This is a genomic window from Salimicrobium flavidum, from assembly GCF_900156645.1.
Classification (GTDB): Bacteria; Bacillota; Bacilli; order Bacillales; family Halobacillaceae; genus Salimicrobium; species Salimicrobium flavidum.
On the sequence record NZ_FTOC01000013.1, the window covers coordinates 21,236 to 40,792 of the forward strand.

The following is a 19,557-nucleotide window of genomic DNA, read 5'->3' on the forward strand; positions in this document are numbered from 1 at the left end:
AACTGATTAATCGAACAAAATGCTTACAGATTTACGTTCATGGACACGGATAATCGCTTCGCTGATCAAAGGAGCGACGGAAAGCTGGTTGACCTTATCGATCTTTTTATCTTCCCCAAGCGGAATCGTGTTCGTGACGACCAGTTCTTTGATTTTGGAATCGTTGATACGCTGAATTGCAGGCCCTGACAGCACAGGGTGCGTACAACAGGCGTATACCTCTTTGGCTCCGTTCTCCACAAGAGCGTTCGCTGCGAGAGTGATCGTACCGGCTGTATCAATGATGTCGTCGATGAGAATGGCGGTTTTGCCTTCAATATTCCCGACGATGTTCATGACTTCCGCTACGTTCGGTAGTGGGCGACGTTTGTCTATAATAGCAATCGGAGCTTCCAGACGATCAGCCATTTTCCTTGCACGGGTCACGCCCCCGTGATCAGGGGACACGACGACGATATCATCAAGGTTCTTCTCCTCGAAGTACTCGGATAGACTCGGAACCCCTACAAGGTTATCAATCGGAATATCGAAGAAACCCTGGATTTGCGGAGCGTGAAGGTCCATCATGATGACCCGGTCCGCTCCTGCGGTCTGGAGCAGGTTCGCCACAAGTTTGGCTGTGATCGGTTCACGCGAACGAGCCTTTCTATCCTGACGTGCATACCCATAATAAGGCATGACGATGTTGATGGAATTGGCGGATGCCCGCTTCAATGCGTCAATCATAATCAAAAGCTCCATGAGATGCTGATTGACCGGGGCACTCGTCGATTGTACAACATACACATCGCAACCACGAATACTCTCATCAATGTTAATCTGAACTTCTCCATCGCTGAATGTGGTTACCGTACACTTACCAAGCTCAATACCAATATTGCTGACAATCTCTTCTGCCAGCGCAGGGTTGGAATTAAGAGTGAAAACCTTTAACTCCGAATTTCGATAGTCCTTAGCCGCCATGGAACGAACCCTCCATTAATCTTTTTTCTTCATTTTTTGCGCATAGCCTTCTTTGTTGGTCTGTCTCGCTCTTGCGATAGACAGAGATTCAGCCGGAACATCCTGGTTTATTGTCGAGCCGGCCGCTACATAAGAGCCTTTACCGACAGTCACCGGGGCGATGAGGTTCGAATTGCAACCGATGAACGCTTCATCTTCGATCGTCGTCAGGTGCTTGTCTTTTCCGTCATAGTTCACGGTGATCGTTCCACAACCGATATTCACGCCTTCTCCTACATCAGCATCTCCGATATAACTCAAGTGGGAGACTTTGCTGTTCTGGCCGAATTTCGCTTTTTTCACTTCTACGAAATTGCCTACTTTCGCTCCATCACCGAGTTCGGAATCAGGACGGATGTGCGCGAATGGACCGATGTTAACGCGTTTCCCTACATGACTATCAGAGACGAAACTCTGTTTCACCACGGTACCTTCTCCGATGAAACTGCGTTCCACAGTAGAATTAGGGCCGAGCTCTGCGTCATTTTCAACAACCGTCCCGTCCGTGATCGTCGTTCCGGGATGGATTGTGACATCCTGGCCGATCACTGCGTCCGCTCCAATATACGTATGAGAAGGATCGATAATAGTTACACCATTACGCATATGTCTATCATTGATTCTTTCACGCATAAACGTTTCCGCCTTGGACAAAGCTACACGGTCATTGACGCCGAGAGCTTCTTTCAGATCGTCCATCTGATAGGCACTGATGGGCTCTCCTTCTTTTTGAAGAATTTCCATCACATCCGGCAAGTAATACTCCCCTTGAGCGTTATCGTTCGATACGTTCGACAGAGCTTTGAAAAGAAGTTCATTATCGAAACAGTACGTGCCTGTATTGATTTCCCGCACTTCCGCTTCTTCACGGGAGGCATCCTTCTGCTCCACGACACGCTCCACATCCCCGTTACCACTGCGGAGAACGCGTCCGTAACCGTGAGGGTCCTCTGCATGCGCGGTAAGCACTGTCGCTTTCGCTCCCTTTTCTTCATGGTGCGAAAGCAATGCTTCGAGTGTTTCACTCGTCAGTAGGGGAGTATCTCCACAAACGACGACGGTCGTTCCCTTTTTATCGGCAAGGTACTCCCCTGCCTGAAGGACAGCGTGACCTGTGCCCAACTGTTCCTTCTGAATGACATATTCACTACTGTCTCCAAGCTGGTTCTGGACAGTTTCTGCTCCGAAACCGACCACAGTAATGATTTCCGACAGTTCCAATTGATTAAGTTGATCTGTTACGTGCTGCACCATCGGCTTTCCGCATACAGGATGAAGAACTTTATAAAGCTTTGATTTCATCCGTGTACCCTGACCAGCTGCAAGCACTACTGCAAAACGATTTGCCATGAAGTTACCCCCATCATAGTTATCCACTATGAATATTATCTTAAAACAGAATTAATTTCAACATTACACTAACGACTGATTATAAAATTGCAGAAGTGGGTATAGTAATACTATAGCAGGCGATGGCTCTCTTTTGTATCCTGACGAAAAAAAATTGAACGCCCCGTTCAAAAGCGCGGCCTAATTATTTCCGGGGTACAGAAGGCGTAAAAGAGCTAAAAAAGAACCTAACCTGAAATCAGGTTAGATTCTCTTCTCTCCATTCATGAAGCGCCTGCTCCCTCATATTCCATTTGTTGCGGCTCTTCAGCTTTTTCATACGCTCCAAGCACCGCTTCCTGGATCTTAGCTCTTGTTCCGGAATTGATCGGATGAGCAATGTCCCGGAATTCCCCGTCCGGCGTGCGTTTGCTTGGCATAGCAACGAACAGTCCATTCTTCCCATCTATGACACGAATGTCATGGACCACGAATTCCTGATCAAAAGTGATAGAAGCAATTGCTCGCATTCTTCCTTCTGTGTTTACTCGACGCAGTCTCACGTCAGTTACTTCCATTATCCATCACCACCTTTGTTTATACAGAACTTGTTATACTATTTCTACTCTAGAACAAAGATTCCTGCTTTATAAAGAAAAAAATCACTATTTTCTATCCAATATGGTAAATCCTTCTTAAGAAAGCCTATTAAGTAAATTCCCAGGCTCGACTTCTATTTTTTTTGTGCGATCATCTGCATGAAGTATTTGCGTCAATGATACATAATCATCCACGACTCTTTCCTCTTCTTCATCCTCTGCTTCGGCGAGCACGCCGATACCCGCGACTTCCGCTTCAAACTCTTTCAAAAGACTTTTCATCCCGTTGATCGTTCCTCCGGCTTTCATGAAATCATCAATAATACAAACCCTCGATCCTGCTTCGAGCGAACGTTTGGTCAGAACCATCGTCTGGATTTTCCTTGTTGAGCCGGAGACGTAATTGATGCTGACGGTGGAACCTTCAGTGACTTTCGGGTCTCTTCGGGCGATAACGACAGGTACATTCAAATGGGCTGCAACAGCATAAGCCAAAGGTATCCCCTTCGTCGCGACTGTCATCACAGCATCTATTTCCCTGTCTACAAATACCGAAGCGAACATCTTTCCGATCGTGTCCACCGTATGAGGGTCTCCGAGAATGTCACTCATAAATAAATACCCTCCCGGCAGAAGACGTTCCGTGTCGGAAAGTTTCTCGCATAGCTGCTCCACAAACGGGGTACCATAATCCTTAGAGTAAGCGGGGATATACTTCACCCCTCCGGAAGCGCCCGCTATCGATTCGAGATATCCCGTCCCTTCCTGGCGAAACCGCTCATCAATGATCGTTAAATCTTCACTGATGGAAGATTTGGCCGAATCGAACTGTTCCGCGAAAAACGGCAACGAAATAAGTGTACAGGGCCGTTCCATTATAAATCGTGTCATAGAAACTAAACGTTTACTTCTTTTCATACGTAGAAACTCCTCTTAAATCCGAATATTTTATTTAAATATATCAAAAATGTACGGATTCAATCAAGTGTTTCTTTTGCACCTAACACCCGGACCATATACACTTCTTCACAGAAACCCTTCAGATGATTATATATCCTCCGCGCTTTAACATCCTGTTCCACTAAAGAAAACACCGTCGGACCACTCCCACTCATCAGAGAAGCATCCGCTCCGGCCTGGAGCATATGCTCTTTCAACTGAGCAACTTCCGGGTGGAACTGCACGGTCACTCCTTCGAGAGTATTTCCAGTATGCCTGCATATCTTCTCATAATCTTCTTCCCGAAGAGCCATCACCATAGCTTCTGTGTCCGGGTGATGCGCCTCCTTTATATCCAGAGCCTGATAAATCGTCTTCGTCGACACCCCGATAGGAGGCTTCGCGAGGACGACCCAACATGGTGGGGGGGCTGGAAGTTCTTCGATTTTTTCTCCGCGTCCGGTCGCTAAAGCCGTGCCCCCGTGGACACAGAAAGAAACATCTGAGCCGATTTGTGCGCCGATCTGCGCCAGCTCCCCGGGCGTCGTATCCAGTTCGAATAACCTGGCCATCCCTCTGAGCACAGCAGCCGCGTCACTGCTCCCTCCGGCAAGTCCTGCTGCCACCGGCACGTGTTTCGTAAGCTTTATGTGAACACCCCCGGTGACCGAGAAGTACTCTTTCATTTTCTTAGCGGCCAAATATGCGAGATTCCGTTCATCATTGGGAACATACCGGCTTTCCGCTTCCAGTAGAATCTTATCCTCTTCCAGATAAGACAATTCGACACGGTCAGCAAGGTCTATAGTAGTCATCACCATTTCCACTTCATGAAACCCGTCTTCTCTTTTATGTAACACGTCGAGCGACAGATTGATCTTCGCCGGCGCTTTCTCCATTATGTACATACCAACACCCACTTAAACGTATATTCTGACCGCATTGTATCACAAAAAAACAAAACAAAAAGCAGCAAACGAAATGTTTACTGCTCTGCTACGGCCACTGGTGGTTGTTCTTCGAAACTGAGTTCCACGGTTTCAGTCAAAACATCTGCGTAACTGTAAGATACTCTTTCGTAGGAATTTTCTTCCTGGTCCAGTTCCACAATGAACACAGAAGGGTACGTATCAGAAAGAGTCCCTGTGCGTTCAATCGTTTTGCGTCGACCGCCGTTCGCTTTTAACGTCAGACGATTCCCGATCTGTTCTTCTAGCGTTTCCTTGATTTCTACCAATGTTTTAGCCACTAGACTCCACCTCACTAAAATGAAGTATATCACAGAATCAGGAAATGGTCAAATAATCAATATATTATAGCAATAGTCCATTATCAATGTCAACAAAGAAAAGCGGAATCACCCCGCTTATAAGTTCTGGCATAAGCAGGGAGTTCTCTTTTCAGGTGCTTTTTCCTGAAAAAGAAATCACTGCTTAGGACATGGACTTATGGGTGGTGGAGCTGGACCATGAAAAGCGGAAGCACCCCGCTTATAAGTTCTGGCGTAAGCAGGAGAGATGTTTTTTTCTAAAGACTCTGTTATCGTTCATTATTGATTTTCGTCTCTTCGGGTGGAAGTTTGCCGCGGGCATGACGCGGGCTTCCGGAATCTCCCTGTTGTCGATTCCGGGGATTTTCCGTTCATGCCATTCTAGGCAGGCGTCTCCACCCTTCGTCCTTAAAATCAACAACTGGCTTTAACAGAGCCTTTCTGAAAGCTTCTCCCGAAAAAAGCTCCCTCATTTTTGATAAGTGAAGGCATTCGCCAACGTCGCAAACTCCTCCATGGTCAACGATTCCCCACGGCGCCCCGGGTCTATCCCGATTCCCTCGAGCACCTCACGAATTTCCGGTTTTTCAAGAGAACCTTTAAAGAAACTGCCCAAATTATTCATCAGCGTTTTTCTGCGCTGTTTAAAAGAAGCCCTGACGATCTCGAAGAAGAAGTCCTCATTCTTCACGTCTACAGGAGGCTTTTCCCTTCTTTCCAAATGAAGCACAGCTGAATCTACGTTCGGCTGCGGAACAAAGACGGATTTCGGTACTATCATCGGTATACTGGCTTCGGTGTAGTACTGAACAGCAATAGAAAGAGAGCCGTAGCTTTTCGTGTTCGGCGAAGCGGACATCCGCTCCGCCACTTCTTTCTGGATCATGACCGTAATGCTCTGGAACGGAAGACGGTCCATCAGCAGTTTCATCAGGATAGGAGTCGTAATATAGTAAGGAAGGTTCGCCACTACTCTCACTTCTTTGCTCCTATTCTTCAGCTCATGTACGATCCTTTCCATATCAGCCTTCAACACATCTTCGTTGAGGACCGTAACATTTTCATATGAACCCAGCTCTTTCTTCAAAATGGGCACGAGGCGCTGATCGATTTCAAGTGCCGTTACGGAGTGGGCATGAATCGCCAATTGTTCCGTCAGCGCTCCGATACCGGGGCCGATCTCGATAGCTGCGGTATCTTCAGTGATTCCGGCGTGGTGAAGCATATTTTTTAAAATATTTACATCGACGAGGAAATTCTGACCAAGACTTTTCTTAAAAGAAAAACCGGCCTTCGCTAAAATTTCTTTCGTGCGACCAGGTGTCGCAATCGCTTTATTTTCCATCTCTCTCCTCCTGAATAATTTCATTCATCGTCCGTTCCACTTCTTCCCTTGTAATCTGGAACATGTTCAAACGACGCACCAGTTGTTTCGCATTGGTGTGCCCGATATGCAGACGTTCCCCCAGCATTTCGCGTCTTCTGTTCGCCATCGGTCCACCGATCAACCCATAAGGGAGGAGATCCTTCTTTTCCAAAGGATCGGCGACTTCCGTCGTCACCTCGTACACGCGTGCCAGAGCATCCCTTATATCTTCGATAGAGGCGTGTTCCACCCCTACCCCTTTGTCATGCTTGGCGATCGCTACATGTTTCGGGAGGAAGGCATGCTTACATCCAGGAACGCATTCCGAAATGATATGACGTATCCGCTTCCCCGGGTAATCCGGATCCGTGAAGATGATGACGCCCCGCTTTTCTTGAGCGTGCCTGATTCTTGTCAGCACCTCTTCCCCTATCGCCGAACCGCTCGTTTCAATCGTGTCCGCCATGACAGCCTGCTTTATTTTCTGTGTATCATCTTTCCCTTCGACAACGATAATTTCTTTGACTTTCACCTCAAGGCCCCTCCGTTCATTTACTTCTGTTAGCATACCATGGGTGCCGAGCTATTAAAAAGAGGAATCCCTCCCCGGCACAAGTACGACTCTCTTTTTGATCCATTTATCCTGAAGCGTTTCTCCGACCCATACAAAAAGAAGCAGAGGAGCCCTCTGCTTCTTTTTGTTATTTTTTGTTCTGTTATCGTTTGTTGTTGATTTAGTCCAGAACCCTGACCTCTACACTGCGACGGCCAAACCCGAATGCTTCACTCTTATTCGGCACGTGAAGATCGATACGGTTTCCGTTGATTGCTCCACCTGTATCCGCAGCGACTGCCGTGCCATATCCTTCTACCCACACACGGGAGCCGAGAGGGATGACGCTTGGATCAACAGCTACCACCTTTTTATTCGGATTCGTATTCAGGTTGACGCCGGTAGCAGTAACGCCGGAACAGCCCGCACAATCCGCTGTATAGGCCGTAGCTTCCATCTGCAGTGTGCTGCTCGCACTACCGGAGGAGGAAGAGGAAGAAGTGTTACTCGCTGAAGCAGAAGCGACCGCTGTTTGACGTTCAGGCTCCGGTTCTTTCGTGCCTACAGCGACGACCCGGTCCTGACTTTCCTGTTTGACGGTCTCTTTAGTGATGACCCGGTCCTCCACTTCGCCGTTGACCTTCGTGACTTCGTATTCGCGTTCTATAAGACCTGCTTTTCCTTTTGAAACGACCTTTTCTTTCCCTTCAAGAAGACTGCCGTCCTGCTTCGTGACAGTAGGATATTCCATTTCTTCTTCTTTTGTCTCTACGACTTTTTCCACACGGGTGATTGATACTGGTGTAGAAGCGTCGAGAGAAGCTGTCGCTTTCGGTTCGAGACGATCATCTTCATCTACAGCTATAGATTGCTCTTTCAAAAGTTCATCGACTGTAGCAGCTGTCGTCCAGACTTTTTCTTCATCTGTCCCGTCCTCGAGCGTTACCTGGAAAGCACGATCGATGGATAGGGTCATTCCGTTTTTCAGGGATTCGTTCTTCTTGTGAGAAAGCTCGTCGTGCTCTTTCACTTCAATCCCTTTCTCCTTCATCAGCGCACCTACGGTAGAAGCTGTAGTGTATACCTTCTCCTCTGATGCTCCGTCGGCTACCTCGATCGTTTTAGCTTGACTGTACTCGATGTCCATGCCGTACTCGAGGGTATCGGACATCGCATGGGATAATTCGTCATGTTCACCTTTTTCAATATGGAGTTCGGTTAATAGTTCGTCGATTGTATCAGCATGTGTACGCACCAGTTCTTTGTCTCCATTGGCGGAAACCTGGACACTTGTTTTAGTAGAATGAAATAAAATGATAGATATAAATGCGATTGTGACCAAGGATGCTGCTGAGATCCATACGAGCTTAGAAGTAAAAATATTTTTCATCTTCGTAAGCCTCCCTTCTTTTCTTAAACACTGTGCACCAGATTGTAATAAGGACGTTATACCCCGTCAAAGGAATTGCTTCAAAATAAATAGGAGCCGGTCCCTATCAACCTGACTCCTCCATTATGCATATTTACCTAGTTTTTTAACATAACAAGAACATTACAATCCCTGAACAATTACTGAATACCTGTAACATTCATGACATATTACGGATTTATACCGAAAAATCTCTTGGCATTCGCCGTGGTCTCTCTGGCGACTTCTTCATAGGAGAGCTCTTTCAACTCCGCAATCTGCTCGGCGACCAGTGTCACCCAGGCCGGTTCGTTTCTTTTTCCCCGGTTCGGATGAGGGGCGAGGAAAGGACTGTCCGTCTCCACCAGCAGATGCTCCATACCCACCGCTTTCGCGACTTCTTTCGGCAATTTGGCGTTTTTGAATGTGACCGGTCCTCCGAGAGAGATCATGAAATTCATCTCAATCGCGCGTTCGGCCAGCTCGACCGGTCCGTTATAACAATGCATGATGCCTCCCACTTCTTCCGCCTTTTCTTCTTCGAGAAGTTCGATAATATCTTCGGTCGCTTCTCTGTTATGAATGATGATCGGAAGCTGGACTCTTTTGGCAAGGGCTATCTGTTTCCGGAACACTTCTTTCTGGATGTCTTTCGGTGATTTATCCCAATGATAATCCAGACCCATCTCTCCGATGGCCACGACTTTCGGATGATCCGCAAGCTCTTCGATCCACTTCAGATCCTCTTCTGTCATATCAATGGCATCTACAGGGTGCCAGCCCACTGCTGCATAAATCTTTTCATCCTTTTCAGCGATATCCAGCGCTTTCGGTATCGTTTTCCGGTCAAAACCGACGACCGTCATGTATTCGACCCCGGCTTCTCTTGCCCGGCGAATCGTCTCCTCCCGGTCTTCCTCGAACTGATCGGCATTCAAATGTACGTGTGTATCAAACAACATTATTCATTACCTCCCCGATAAATGTCATGAAAAAAGGAAGCCCTGAAGCTTCCCCTTTTCCTTACGTTACTTTTGCTCCATTCGCAAGCGTCTGATCCACAGAAGCGAGAGACAAATTACCGGCCTCGTCCTCTCCTGCGAGAATCATCCCTTCCGACAGTTCCCCGCGAAGCTTCACGGGCTTCAGGTTGCGGATACAGATGACCTTCCGACCTTTCAAGTCTTCCGGAGTGTAATGTTCCGCTATCCCTGAGACGACCTGGCGCTCTTCATAGCCAAGATCGAGCTGAATCTTCAGAAGTTTATTCGCTTTTTTAACCGGTACTGCTTTCGTCACTTCAGCCACCCGGAAATCCAGCTGCTGGAAATCATCGATTGTGACTTCCGGAAGATCTTCCGGTTTTTCCGGACCAGCCGCCGGTTTTCTCATCATATCCTTGATGACTTGTGTCTCTTCTTCCACATCAAGTCTCGGGAAAATCGGCTCTGCCCGTTGTACCTGCGTACCTGCCTTGATGTAACTGAAGTCCTCCAGGCTATCCCATTCTTTCCCTTCCTGCTCCGAAATACCGAGCTGGGCAAAGATATGCTCCGGCGTACGGGTCATGAATGGGCGGAGCATAATGGATATTTGACGAAGAGACGCTGCAAGGTGAGCCATTACGTTTCCGAGGCGATCCTTTTGACTCTCGTCTTTGGCAAGCACCCACGGAGTCGTCTCATCGATATACTTATTCGTACGGCTTACAAAGCGCCACAGCTCACTGAGAGCTACGGAGAATTCCATCTGTTCGAGATTCTCCTCCACTTTGTGCTTCGTTTCGGAAGCCATTTTTTCAAGATCTTCATCAACGCCGGTCTCGCCTGGAACGAGTTCAGGAATTTGGCCATCGAAATACTTGTCGATCATCGCTACCGTACGATTCAACAGATTCCCGAGGTCGTTCGCCAAGTCATAGTTGGTACGCTCCACGAAGGCTTCCGGAGTGAATACGCCGTCGGAACCGAACGGTACTTCGCGCAGAAGATAATAGCGAAGAGCGTCCAGGCCGTATCGTTCACTCAATTGTACAGGGTCTACCACGTTGCCTTTGGATTTGGACATTTTTCCATCCTTCATCAGAATCCAGCCGTGAGCAAACACCTGCTTTGGAAGAGGGAGATCGAGTGCCATCAGCATAATCGGCCAATAAATCGTGTGGAAACGTACGATCTCTTTCCCGACCAGCTGTACATCCGCAGGCCAGTATTTACGGAAACGTTCATCATCATCCGTATCGTAACCGAGCGCTGTAATGTAGTTACTGAGAGCGTCGATCCACACATAGATGACGTGCTTCTCATTGCCGGGTACTCCGATACCCCAATCGAACGTCGTACGGGAAATAGCCAGATCTTCGAGACCGGGATTGATGAAATTATTGATCATTTCATTCTTACGGCTTTCCGGCTGAATGAATTTCGGATTGTCGTCATAGAATTTCAGAAGACGATCGACGTACTTGCTCATTTCAAAGAAGTAGGATTCTTCTTTCACTTTCTCGACCGGGCCGCCACAGTCCGGGCAGTGTCCCTCATCAAGCTGACGCTCCGTGAAGAACGACTCGCAGGACGTACAGTACCAGCCTTCATATTCTCCGAGGTAGATATCCCCTTTGGCCATAAGATAGTCGAAGATTTTTGCAACGACCTGTTTATGACGGTCCTGGGTGGTACGAATGAAATCGTCGTAGGATATATCGAGCTTATCCCATAGATCCTGGATACCTTCCACGATCTCGTCGACGTACTCATTCGGGCTTACCCCCTGTTCTTCCGCTTTCCGCTGGATTTTCTGACCATGCTCATCCGTCCCCGTCAAATACATGACGTCGTATCCACGCAAACGTTTGTAGCGGGCCATCGCATCCCCGGCCACGGTTGTATAGGCATGTCCGATATGGAGATTACCGCTCGGGTAATAGATCGGTGTCGTAATGTAAAATGTATTTTTTTCTTCAGGCATACTGGTCCCTCCCTATAATTACGAGATTACTGATAAATAGTTATTCCTAACTTTAAAATATACCGAAAACAGAACGCCTCTGTCAAAAATATCAGACGACGAAGGGGTATGGCCCTCTATCTTGATGGAATTTTTTTCTATGATATAATGTATATACATAGGTAAATAAATTTGTCTAAACTTTTTGGCCTTTTAGAGTTAAAAGCAATTGACATGACTGGGAAACTTTGGTACTATGTATCCGAAACATCGTCGCCATCTGACGACAAACTTTTGAGTTAAGGGGAGTTTCAACTATGAAATCTACTGGTATTGTTCGTAAAGTAGACGAACTGGGCCGCGTCGTAATTCCTATCGAATTGCGCCGTACCCTCGACATTAATGAGAAAGATGCGTTAGAGATTTACGTAGACGACGATCGCATCGTTCTCAAGAAGTACATGCCTTCCATGACTTGTCAGGTCACCGGGGAAGTGTCTGACAACAACATGAAGCTTGCAGGTGGTAATCTGGTTCTTAGCAAAGAAGGAGCCGAACAACTCATCAAAGAGATTCAAGGCAAACTTTAAGAACATCACCTCTTTTTAAAAAGAAAAACACTTTTACCAAGATAAAAAAAAGGTAAAAGTGTTTTTTTTATGGATAGATATAAAGCTCACATGAACGGCTTCTCACTCTTCTACGTGATATACCCGGTAAACCTCCCGCTTCGGGACGCCGCGGTCCACAGCAGCCTTCTTGATCGCTTCTTTGTTCTTCATTCCTTCTTCCTCATATGTCTCCACATGTTCGATCACGGTGAGATCCTCCCACCAGGAGACTCCCTTTTCCGGAACGCCACCCTCGAGGACGATACAGAATTCCCCTTTGAGTTCGGTTTCCTCCACCCAGGCGAGCGCTTCAGAAAGCTCCCCGCGCAGAAATTCTTCATATTGCTTCGTCAGTTCCCGGGCTAGCGTCACCCGGCGTGCTCCGAGCACGTCATACATGTCCTGGATGACCTGCTTCAATCGATGAGGGGATTCATAGAACACAAGAGTTTTGGTAAAGGATTTCCACCTCTCCAGTTCAGCCACTCTCTCTTTCTTTTTTCGGGGAAGGAAACCGTAATAAAAAAAGTGCTCCGTCGGCAGTCCTGAGCCGACAAGCGCTACGAGCGCAGCATTGGCTCCGGGCAGAACTACGACCGGTATGTCCTGATCCACCGCCTGACTGATAATCTCTTCCCCTGGGTCAGAGATTCCCGGCATCCCGGCATCACTCACCAGGGCCACTGATTTCCCATCGCGGAGGTCACCGATCAGTTCTTCTGCACGGCTCTTCTGGTTATGTTCATGATAGCTGATGAGCGGGGTCGTAATTTCAAAATGCCGGGTCAGCTTTTTTGTATTCCTCGTATCCTCTGCTGCGATTTTATCCACCGCCTGCAGCGTACTCACACCCCGGTACGTCATATCCTGCAGGTTCCCAATCGGTGTCGGTACGATATACAATGTGCCCGATTCTTCATTCCCCCGAAAACTCTTTTGTATCTTCATCGTTCGTCCCCTCTCTTATAAGTTCTTCCTTGCCAGGGCGGTTCAGTCTTTTTATCCGATATTCTTCTTTCAGAGCACTGCTTTTCGTCGGAAAATGCTTTGTGAAAACCACCTGAAAAGGCCCCCGGCCTCTAGTATATTTCGCCCCCTGACCTGATTCATGTTTTCTTAGACGCATGCTCAGATTATTCGTGTAGCCGGTGTAAAACGTACCATCTCTGCATTTCAGCATATAAACGACGTGATCACCCATAAAGCATCTTTTCCGCTTCCTTCGTATACTCTCCGTTTTCTTCATAGATATAAAGAGGAGGAAGTATACTCAGACCGGGCTTCCCGTCCCGCAATCCTTCAATGAGCAGCATGTTCGCTTCTTTATGTGCTTTCGGATAAACAAACTGCACCCGTTTCGGCTCCAGTTTATGTTTGCGGAAGGACTCTATAATTTCAATGAAACGCTCCGGGCGATGGACCATCGATACTTTCCCCCCGGATTTCACCAGTCTGGAAGCGGAGACTACCACTTCCTCGAGCGTGCAATACACTTCGTGCCGGGCGATCGTCAAATGCTCATTGTCATTCCTCATTATTTCATCTGTCGTTTTGAAATACGGAGGATTCACCGTCACAAGATCGAACTTATTATTCTTGAAATAGTCCGGCATATCCCTAAGATCCCCGTGCACAAGCGAAACCTGATCTCCGGCTTCATTGAGCTCTACGTTCCTGAGAGCCATGTCATACAGCCTCTCCTGGATTTCGACCCCGGTAATGGGAACGCGGGAATAATTCAAAAAGAAAAGCGGAAGGACGCCGTTCCCGGTACACAAATCAAGAATCTTCCCTCTGGTTTTCGGAAGATATGTAAACCTCGCCAGAAGAGCCGCATCAAGGGAAAAAGCGAATACACTCGGACTCTGGATGATCCTTCTGTCTTCTTCGGCCAGTAAATAATCGATACGTTCGTCTCCATACAAATGAACCACGTTATGTTTCCTCCTTCCCTTCAAACGGAAGCCTCCGTTTTTCCTGTTGTCCAACTGCTACTTCCAGAAGTCTCCGCTGTTCCTGTTACCGAAAAGAGGACCTCCCTGAAACCAGGGAGGTCCTAAATCATGAACTGCGATTTAAAAATGACAGACAAAATAGACAATCTTCATCTCTCGGACTTCCAAAATGCAGGTTACAGATGTGGAAACCTTCTTCATAGAGACGTGCCAGATTATCGTACCCCTCGCCGACGACTGGTCGACCAGAGGTACCTTCTCCATCTGCTGCTTCTCTTTCAGCATTTTCCTGATCGAGACGCTGACGCAGATGGTGGTTTTCGATCGAGAGGTGCTGGTTCTCTTCAATCAGCATAGCCAGCTGTTCCTTCAGGTCCCCAAGCTGTCGGTGAAGATCCCCAACCTGTGATTCTAAATGAGTGAACTGCTCAATCACATTTTTTTTATTCAACTTCCCTCTCTCCTTGCTACTTTGCACCATCAATCTCCAGCACTCCTTCATCAATAAGTTCCTGAAGGGAATATTCCAGAGTCCGGTCCTCTTCTTTGAACTCGATCTGTACGACACGTTCGAGCATATTCAGACCTACGACCTTGCCATCTCCAAAGGACGTGGAAATATGATCTCCAAGATCCGGTAAATCACGCTTGGCTTCTTCATAATCGTCATTTTCATACTTCAGACAGCACATCAGACGACCACAAAGGCCGGAAATTTTTGCCGGATTCAGGGAGAGGTTCTGATCCTTCGCCATTTTGATGGAAACAGGTTCAAAATCTCCAAGAAATGTGGAACAGCAAAGCATCCGTCCACACGGACCGATTCCTCCAAGCATCTTGGCTTCATCTCTGACACCGATCTGACGCAGTTCGATACGCGTCCGGAATACAGAAGCCAGATCCTTGACGAGTGTACGGAAATCGACCCGTCCATCCGCCGTAAAGTAAAAAATCACTTTATTGCGGTCAAATGTATATTCAACTTCGACCAGATTCATATCCAGCTTATGTTCCTTGATCTTCTTCTCACATGTCTCATAGGCTTCCTGTGCTTGGTCTTTATTTTCCTGGACAGTAAGCTTATCTTTCTCATCGGCTTCCCGAATCACTTGTTTTAACGGAAGAACTACATCTTCTTCGTCGACCATGCGGTTGGAGATAGCAACTTTTGCAAATTCTATTCCTCTCACCGTTTCGACAATGACGTAATCACTCGTCGTCAACTTCAAGTTCCCAGGACTGAAAAAGTAAACCTTTCCTGCCTGCTTAAAGCGCACACCTACTACTTCGACCATTACGGATCAACACCTTTGCAATTGAAGTGTAAGTTGTTCCATCACGAGTGTGGGGTGAACGTTCTGGTTTATGTGACGTTTCGCCTCCATAATTCCCGACATGCAGGCGGTTACCTGTGCTCTGGACCATCGCATCATCGCATGTTCCCTTTTATCTTTCTCTTGGATAAACACGATCGATTCTTCCCGGCCAAGATGTTCATAAAGCATGTCTTTATACCAAAGCATCAGAACATCGAGCCCACGCTGCAGCGTATCTTTTTCGGAAAAATGAGGCATCCACTGATGATTGACAAACAATAGTGCTTCATTCGGTTTCGACTGAAGTACTTCCGTCAATTGTATCACTAATTTTCGGACATTGGCAAACCAGTCTCCTTCAAGCATTTCAAGGGCTTCTTCCACATTGTTCGTCAAAGCACTCAACAAAAAGGCGTTGGAGCGGGACACTCCCTCCGCAATAAGATAATCCCTCATCTTGTTTTGATTCAAAGGCTGAAAGGCGATCTGCTGGCATCTCGAACGTATCGTCTGTATAATCGCTTCACTGTTTTCCGTAAGAAGAATCGCTGTAGCATCCCTGCTCGGCTCCTCCAGAAATTTCAGAAGACGGTTTGCTGCATTGACCGTCATCAGGTCGGCCGCTTCGATCACGTATACTTTCCGGTCGGACTCAAGCCCCGTATATGTGAATTCTTTCTGCAGATTGAGCACCTGTTCTTTCTTGATAGAAGCCCCATCCGGCTCAATCCAGTGCAGATCCGGATGATTCCCGGAATCGATTCTTCTGCATTCTCTGCACTCCTGACAGGGTTCACTGTCCTTTACATTCGGACAGAACAATGTCTTTGCCAAAAGACGGGCAGCTTCCCGCTTTCCCGTCCCCCGGTGTCCATAGAAAAGATAAGCATGAGCCATCCTGTCTTTCTCATAGCTGTTCGTCAGCATCTGTGCCGCAAGCGGCTGCGTTTCTTTCAATTGTTCCCAACGTTCCATCTCCGTCCGCCCTTACGTATATAAGTTAATTAATAACCCTTTGATTTCTCCTACCAGTCCGAGGAGATCCACCGAACGTTTTTCCTGATCCATTACAGCTTCTGTAAGTTCAGCGAGCTTCTCATCCACTTCCTCCACGATCGTCAACTTACGGTTTTGTCCCATTCGGCTCCAGCTGTGGGAGTGCTTCAGGTTCATACCATACTGTACGGATTCCTTTACAAAATCACGTATCAGCCTCTTGTATTTTGCAAGATCCCGAAAGGAGCGAAAGCGGGCCAACCTCTCCCCTTGAGCTGTGATATTCGTCATCAGCCGGTTCAACTGCTGCTGCTGCAGTTGATTGGATTGGGCACGGACCATAGAATCGAAGGATTTCGCTTTGGCCGTCTGCTGAGGATTCTGCTTTTGCTGCGCCTCCATCTGGGTACGCATTTCCTGACTAATTTTCATAGAGATACTCCCTTACACCGTTAAAAATGGAAAAATGAATCGACTGGCAGGACAAACACGTTAGCTCCACCGACTTCCACCTTCACCGGCTTCGGAATATAGGAATCCGCGTTTCCTCCCATAGGAGAAATAGGTGCCACCATCTGATCACGTTTCGAACAGTTCTCCTCGATGATTTCAAGCACATGGTCCACCTGTTCATCATCTACACCAATCATCAACGTCGTGTTCCCCTCTTTCAAAAACCCTCCACGTGTCGCCAGTTTCGTGGTTTTATAATCGTGCTCAGAGAGGGCATCGGTCAACCGATTGGTGTCTTTGTCCTGGACAACCGCAACAATAAGTTTCATCTCTTGTGCCTCCTCTAACTATTCTTACTTCCATTATATCAAATCGACCGATCTAATGATCCGTATGACGCCGTATTGCCTGACGTACTTCCTCTCTCACTTCGCAGAGAGGCTGATCTGCGTCGATTCTCTCCACCCGGTCCGGGTACCGGGCTGTAAGCTCCAGATACGCTTCGTATACCTTCCGGTGAAAATCGATGTTTTCCAGGTCGAGACGATTCTTTTCTCGTTCATCGTTGGCATTTATTCTGGCAAGTCCCCGTTCCGGCGTAATATCGAAGAAAAGCGTAACGTCCGGCATCCAGTTTTCGATGGCGAACTCATTGATAGCCATCACCTCCGAAATCCCGATACCGCGTCCCACGCCCTGATACACGAGACTGGAGTCGACAAAACGGTCGCACAACACTATTTTCCCTTCTTCAAGAGCGGGGATCACTTTTTCCACGAGATGTTGACGTCTAGCAGCAGCGTATAGAAGAGCTTCCGTCCGTGCATCCATCTCTTTATGATCGGGGTCGAGAATGAGATGACGGATTTTTTCCGAAATACGTATACCGCCCGGTTCTCTCGTAGCGAGAACCTCGTAGCCCTGATTTTCAAGCTCTTCATGGAGAAGGCGGAGGATGGTTGTTTTTCCTGCTCCTTCTCCTCCTTCAAACGTTATAAACATACGTAGTCACGACCATTCTTCCAAAAATATAGTTACTTCTTCGTTCAAATTTTCATTTTGAAACATTGCGCCTTCCTTCATCAAAACCCGGATCTTTTCCACTTGTTCTCTCCGGATCCTTTCCCCTTTCAATACAAGAGGTATGCCGGGCGGATATGGAATGATCGCTTCACCAGCTATCGACCCGACAGACTTTTCAAGAGGAACTTTTTTCCGTTTAAGATCCTTCATGTGTTCGAAGCCTGCATCGAGCTGTTGCACTGCAGGGAAGGGAATCTCTGTCCTTTTTATTTTATCATGGTTTTTCTTTTTTTGTAACGAACCTGCCACGTCATAGAAGAGTCTTTTATCCGTCTCCCACGAGTCCGGTATTTCAAGTCCGAATGTAAGCAACACGTCTTCACTCGTAGCCATTTCAGGAGATATTCCCCGCTCTTCGAACATAGCGGCCAGCGTGAATCCATCCGTCGCACGCGGGCGGAGACAAACCTTCAGAGGGTCATCTCCAAGAGAAGAAGGAAGGACCTCCCATGCCTCGGTAAAAGAGTCCATTTCTTCCCTGAGTTCAGCAAGAAAAGAAAAAAGCCCCTCGTCTTTCCATTCAGCTAAATATTTCCGACATAGGTCAAGACTCGCCATAATCGGATAAGAAGGGCTGCTCGACTGAACAACCTGAAGCATATAAGTCAGACGCTCCCGAGAAACGAGGTCCCCCTTCATATGTAAGTATGCGCCCATCGTCATCGCAGGAGCCATTTTATGGGCAGACTGAACGACTACATCCGCCCCGCAACTCAGTGCTGAATCAGGAAAGTGATCATCCAGCGAAAAATGAACACCATGCGCTTCGTCGACGAGTACCGGAAGCCCTTTCTCATGGGCAAAAGAAGTGATGGAAGAAAGATCGAAAGTATGTCCGAAATAGTCCGGATAAGTCAGAAGGAGCGCAGTGGCATCCGGATACTGGTGAAATCCTTCCCGTACACGATCGACAGTGAGAGTGTCGAACCTTTCTGTCTCCACTCCCTGCTCCGGAGCCAAAAAGACGGGCTCGGCCCCGGCAAGTTCCAGCCCGTGAATGATGGACTTGTGAACATTTCTTTGGACAAGCACCCGCTCCCCCCTCCGGCATACAGCAAGAATCATAGCAAGGTTTCCGGACGTACTTCCATTTACGAGAAAATGAGTTTTACCACTGCCAAAATGGAGACTTGCCAATTGTTCTGCTTCCTTGATCACCCCCGTAGCAAAATGTAGATCATCGAGCCTCTGTATTTCTGTGGCATCGATTTCGAGAGTTGAACGGAAAGTTCCCTGTGCTTTTGATTCAAAAATCGTTCCATTTTTATGTCCCGGCACATGATAGCTTCCTTCATCTTTACGTCTGTACGCATCCAGAGCGTTCCATAGAGGAGCGATGTGTTGTCTACTCATACCGTATCTTCCTTTCTTATGTGACTTAATCATACCAAAGAAAAGGACGCTCAGGGTCTCGTGCACAGAAAAAAATACACAAAAAAAGCCCAGAGGGGGTGGCCTCTGGGCTCTCACAATGTGGCAGCGCCCTACTCTCGCGGGGGGTAACCCCGACTACCATCGGCGCGGAAGAGCTTAACTGCTGTGTTCGGCATGGGAACAGGTGTGACCTCTTCGCTATCGCCACCACATCGAATGAAGGGTGACCCTTCAAAACTGGATAAGAAACAGTCGACCAACTGTATAGAGAAGATCTCGATGGATTAGTATCCGTCTGCTGCACGTGTCGCCACGCTTCCACACCGGACCTATCAACCTCTTCGTCTCAGAGGCATC

Annotated in this window: 22 protein-coding genes and 2 rRNA genes; 1 reads left to right on the top strand and 23 read right to left on the bottom strand. The window is 47.5% G+C overall.

The features are described 5' to 3' along the window. Nucleotides 1-6 precede the first annotated feature (6 nt). The 11 genes from BW944_RS13390 to metG form a co-directional block, all read right to left on the bottom strand. The gene (locus BW944_RS13390) at nucleotides 7-963 is read right to left on the bottom strand and encodes a ribose-phosphate diphosphokinase (RefSeq protein WP_076560536.1); all 957 of its coding nucleotides are present in this window, start codon (nucleotides 961-963) and stop codon (nucleotides 7-9) included. Nucleotides 964-978: 15 nt separating this feature from the next. Beyond that, nucleotides 979-2,352: a bifunctional UDP-N-acetylglucosamine diphosphorylase/glucosamine-1-phosphate N-acetyltransferase GlmU gene (gene glmU, locus BW944_RS13395; protein WP_076560538.1), complete on the bottom strand. Its 1,374-nt coding sequence runs from the start codon at nucleotides 2,350-2,352 to the stop codon at nucleotides 979-981. Between the two features lie 263 nt (nucleotides 2,353-2,615). Beyond that, nucleotides 2,616-2,909 (bottom strand): septation regulator SpoVG, encoded by a 294-nt coding sequence (spoVG, locus tag BW944_RS13400; RefSeq protein WP_076560540.1) that lies wholly within the window; start codon nucleotides 2,907-2,909, stop codon nucleotides 2,616-2,618. A 117-nt stretch (nucleotides 2,910-3,026) separates the two neighbouring features. Then, nucleotides 3,027-3,848 (bottom strand): pur operon repressor, encoded by an 822-nt coding sequence (gene purR / locus BW944_RS13405; RefSeq protein WP_076560542.1) that lies wholly within the window; start codon nucleotides 3,846-3,848, stop codon nucleotides 3,027-3,029. Nucleotides 3,849-3,907: 59 nt separating this feature from the next. Further along, nucleotides 3,908-4,777 (bottom strand): 4-(cytidine 5'-diphospho)-2-C-methyl-D-erythritol kinase, encoded by an 870-nt coding sequence (gene ispE, locus BW944_RS13410; RefSeq protein ID WP_076560544.1) that lies wholly within the window; start codon nucleotides 4,775-4,777, stop codon nucleotides 3,908-3,910. Nucleotides 4,778-4,854: 77 nt separating this feature from the next. Beyond that, nucleotides 4,855-5,118 (bottom strand): biofilm formation stimulator Veg, encoded by a 264-nt coding sequence (gene veg, locus BW944_RS13415; protein WP_076560546.1) that lies wholly within the window; start codon nucleotides 5,116-5,118, stop codon nucleotides 4,855-4,857. Between the two features lie 490 nt (nucleotides 5,119-5,608). After that, a complete protein-coding gene (gene rsmA / locus BW944_RS13420; RefSeq protein ID WP_076560548.1) occupies nucleotides 5,609-6,484 on the bottom strand; it encodes a 16S rRNA (adenine(1518)-N(6)/adenine(1519)-N(6))-dimethyltransferase RsmA in 876 nt (291 codons plus the stop codon). Continuing rightward, on the bottom strand, nucleotides 6,474-7,037 hold the full coding sequence (gene rnmV, locus BW944_RS13425; protein ID WP_076560574.1) for a ribonuclease M5: 564 nt from the start codon (nucleotides 7,035-7,037) through the stop codon (nucleotides 6,474-6,476). The genes rsmA and rnmV overlap by 11 nt, the downstream gene beginning before the upstream one ends. A gap of 202 nt (nucleotides 7,038-7,239) precedes the next feature. Beyond that, nucleotides 7,240-8,448, bottom strand: a complete 1,209-nt coding sequence (locus tag BW944_RS13430) for a G5 and 3D domain-containing protein (RefSeq protein ID WP_076560550.1) — start codon at nucleotides 8,446-8,448, stop codon at nucleotides 7,240-7,242. A gap of 209 nt (nucleotides 8,449-8,657) precedes the next feature. After that, a complete protein-coding gene (locus BW944_RS13435) occupies nucleotides 8,658-9,428 on the bottom strand; it encodes a TatD family hydrolase (protein ID WP_076560552.1) in 771 nt (256 codons plus the stop codon). A 61-nt stretch (nucleotides 9,429-9,489) separates the two neighbouring features. After that, on the bottom strand, nucleotides 9,490-11,433 hold the full coding sequence (gene metG / locus BW944_RS13440) for a methionine--tRNA ligase (protein WP_076560554.1): 1,944 nt from the start codon (nucleotides 11,431-11,433) through the stop codon (nucleotides 9,490-9,492). A 296-nt stretch (nucleotides 11,434-11,729) separates the two neighbouring features. Between metG and BW944_RS13445 the strand changes: the two genes are divergently transcribed. Next, nucleotides 11,730-12,002 (top strand): AbrB/MazE/SpoVT family DNA-binding domain-containing protein, encoded by a 273-nt coding sequence (locus BW944_RS13445; protein ID WP_076560556.1) that lies wholly within the window; start codon nucleotides 11,730-11,732, stop codon nucleotides 12,000-12,002. A 102-nt stretch (nucleotides 12,003-12,104) separates the two neighbouring features. Here the strand turns inward: BW944_RS13445 and rsmI are convergent, their stop codons facing one another. From rsmI to BW944_RS13505, 12 genes are all read right to left on the bottom strand, one after another. Further along, complete coding sequence (gene rsmI, locus BW944_RS13450; RefSeq protein WP_076560558.1) at nucleotides 12,105-12,971, bottom strand: 16S rRNA (cytidine(1402)-2'-O)-methyltransferase; 867 nt, start codon at nucleotides 12,969-12,971, stop codon at nucleotides 12,105-12,107. Further along, nucleotides 12,940-13,224 (bottom strand): GIY-YIG nuclease family protein, encoded by a 285-nt coding sequence (locus tag BW944_RS13455; RefSeq protein WP_076560560.1) that lies wholly within the window; start codon nucleotides 13,222-13,224, stop codon nucleotides 12,940-12,942. Before BW944_RS13455 ends, rsmI begins: the two co-directional genes overlap by 32 nt. Continuing rightward, nucleotides 13,217-13,957: a tRNA1(Val) (adenine(37)-N6)-methyltransferase gene (locus BW944_RS13460; RefSeq protein ID WP_076560562.1), complete on the bottom strand. Its 741-nt coding sequence runs from the start codon at nucleotides 13,955-13,957 to the stop codon at nucleotides 13,217-13,219. The genes BW944_RS13455 and BW944_RS13460 overlap by 8 nt, the downstream gene beginning before the upstream one ends. A 127-nt stretch (nucleotides 13,958-14,084) precedes the next feature. Beyond that, entirely contained in the window at nucleotides 14,085-14,429 is a 345-nt protein-coding gene (gene yabA / locus BW944_RS13465) for a DNA replication initiation control protein YabA (RefSeq protein ID WP_076560575.1), read from the bottom strand. 16 nt (nucleotides 14,430-14,445) lie between these two features. Continuing rightward, entirely contained in the window at nucleotides 14,446-15,273 is an 828-nt protein-coding gene (locus BW944_RS13470) for a PSP1 domain-containing protein (protein ID WP_076560563.1), read from the bottom strand. Nucleotides 15,274-15,279: 6 nt separating this feature from the next. Next, the gene (holB, locus tag BW944_RS13475; RefSeq protein ID WP_076560565.1) at nucleotides 15,280-16,269 is read right to left on the bottom strand and encodes a DNA polymerase III subunit delta'; all 990 of its coding nucleotides are present in this window, start codon (nucleotides 16,267-16,269) and stop codon (nucleotides 15,280-15,282) included. Between the two features lie 12 nt (nucleotides 16,270-16,281). After that, nucleotides 16,282-16,722, bottom strand: a complete 441-nt coding sequence (locus BW944_RS13480) for a YaaR family protein (RefSeq protein WP_076560567.1) — start codon at nucleotides 16,720-16,722, stop codon at nucleotides 16,282-16,284. Between the two features lie 20 nt (nucleotides 16,723-16,742). Further along, nucleotides 16,743-17,072, bottom strand: coding sequence for a cyclic-di-AMP receptor (locus BW944_RS13485; RefSeq protein ID WP_076560569.1), 330 nt, complete (start codon nucleotides 17,070-17,072; stop codon nucleotides 16,743-16,745). A gap of 52 nt (nucleotides 17,073-17,124) precedes the next feature. Continuing rightward, nucleotides 17,125-17,745, bottom strand: coding sequence for a dTMP kinase (tmk, locus tag BW944_RS13490; protein ID WP_076560571.1), 621 nt, complete (start codon nucleotides 17,743-17,745; stop codon nucleotides 17,125-17,127). Between the two features lie 6 nt (nucleotides 17,746-17,751). Next, a complete protein-coding gene (locus BW944_RS13495; RefSeq protein ID WP_076560572.1) occupies nucleotides 17,752-19,179 on the bottom strand; it encodes an aminotransferase class I/II-fold pyridoxal phosphate-dependent enzyme in 1,428 nt (475 codons plus the stop codon). 118 nt (nucleotides 19,180-19,297) lie between these two features. After that, a 5S ribosomal RNA gene (gene rrf, locus BW944_RS13500) occupies nucleotides 19,298-19,412 on the bottom strand. A gap of 52 nt (nucleotides 19,413-19,464) precedes the next feature. Next, nucleotides 19,465-19,557: ribosomal RNA gene (locus BW944_RS13505) — 23S ribosomal RNA — on the bottom strand; the annotation flags it as partial.

Bases quoted from the DNA above. Each gene is read 5' to 3' on its own strand.
- BW944_RS13390 (WP_076560536.1), bottom strand. From the start codon at position 963: ATGGCGGCTAAGGACTATCGAAATTCGGAGTTAAAGGTTTTCACTCTT.
- glmU (WP_076560538.1), bottom strand. From the start codon at position 2,352: ATGGCAAATCGTTTTGCAGTAGTGCTTGCAGCTGGTCAGGGTACACGG.
- spoVG (WP_076560540.1), bottom strand. From the start codon at position 2,909: ATGGAAGTAACTGACGTGAGACTGCGTCGAGTAAACACAGAAGGAAGA.
- purR (WP_076560542.1), bottom strand. From the start codon at position 3,848: ATGAAAAGAAGTAAACGTTTAGTTTCTATGACACGATTTATAATGGAA.
- ispE (WP_076560544.1), bottom strand. From the start codon at position 4,777: ATGTACATAATGGAGAAAGCGCCGGCGAAGATCAATCTGTCGCTCGAC.
- rsmA (WP_076560548.1), bottom strand. From the start codon at position 6,484: ATGGAAAATAAAGCGATTGCGACACCTGGTCGCACGAAAGAAATTTTA.
- BW944_RS13430 (WP_076560550.1), bottom strand. From the start codon at position 8,448: ATGAAAAATATTTTTACTTCTAAGCTCGTATGGATCTCAGCAGCATCC.
- BW944_RS13435 (WP_076560552.1), bottom strand. From the start codon at position 9,428: ATGTTGTTTGATACACACGTACATTTGAATGCCGATCAGTTCGAGGAA.
- metG (WP_076560554.1), bottom strand. From the start codon at position 11,433: ATGCCTGAAGAAAAAAATACATTTTACATTACGACACCGATCTATTAC.
- BW944_RS13445 (WP_076560556.1), top strand. From the start codon at position 11,730: ATGAAATCTACTGGTATTGTTCGTAAAGTAGACGAACTGGGCCGCGTC.
- rsmI (WP_076560558.1), bottom strand. From the start codon at position 12,971: ATGAAGATACAAAAGAGTTTTCGGGGGAATGAAGAATCGGGCACATTG.
- BW944_RS13455 (WP_076560560.1), bottom strand. From the start codon at position 13,224: ATGGGTGATCACGTCGTTTATATGCTGAAATGCAGAGATGGTACGTTT.
- BW944_RS13470 (WP_076560563.1), bottom strand. From the start codon at position 15,273: ATGGTCGAAGTAGTAGGTGTGCGCTTTAAGCAGGCAGGAAAGGTTTAC.
- holB (WP_076560565.1), bottom strand. From the start codon at position 16,269: ATGGAACGTTGGGAACAATTGAAAGAAACGCAGCCGCTTGCGGCACAG.
- BW944_RS13480 (WP_076560567.1), bottom strand. From the start codon at position 16,722: ATGAAAATTAGTCAGGAAATGCGTACCCAGATGGAGGCGCAGCAAAAG.
- BW944_RS13485 (WP_076560569.1), bottom strand. From the start codon at position 17,072: ATGAAACTTATTGTTGCGGTTGTCCAGGACAAAGACACCAATCGGTTG.
- tmk (WP_076560571.1), bottom strand. From the start codon at position 17,745: ATGTTTATAACGTTTGAAGGAGGAGAAGGAGCAGGAAAAACAACCATC.
- BW944_RS13495 (WP_076560572.1), bottom strand. From the start codon at position 19,179: ATGAGTAGACAACACATCGCTCCTCTATGGAACGCTCTGGATGCGTAC.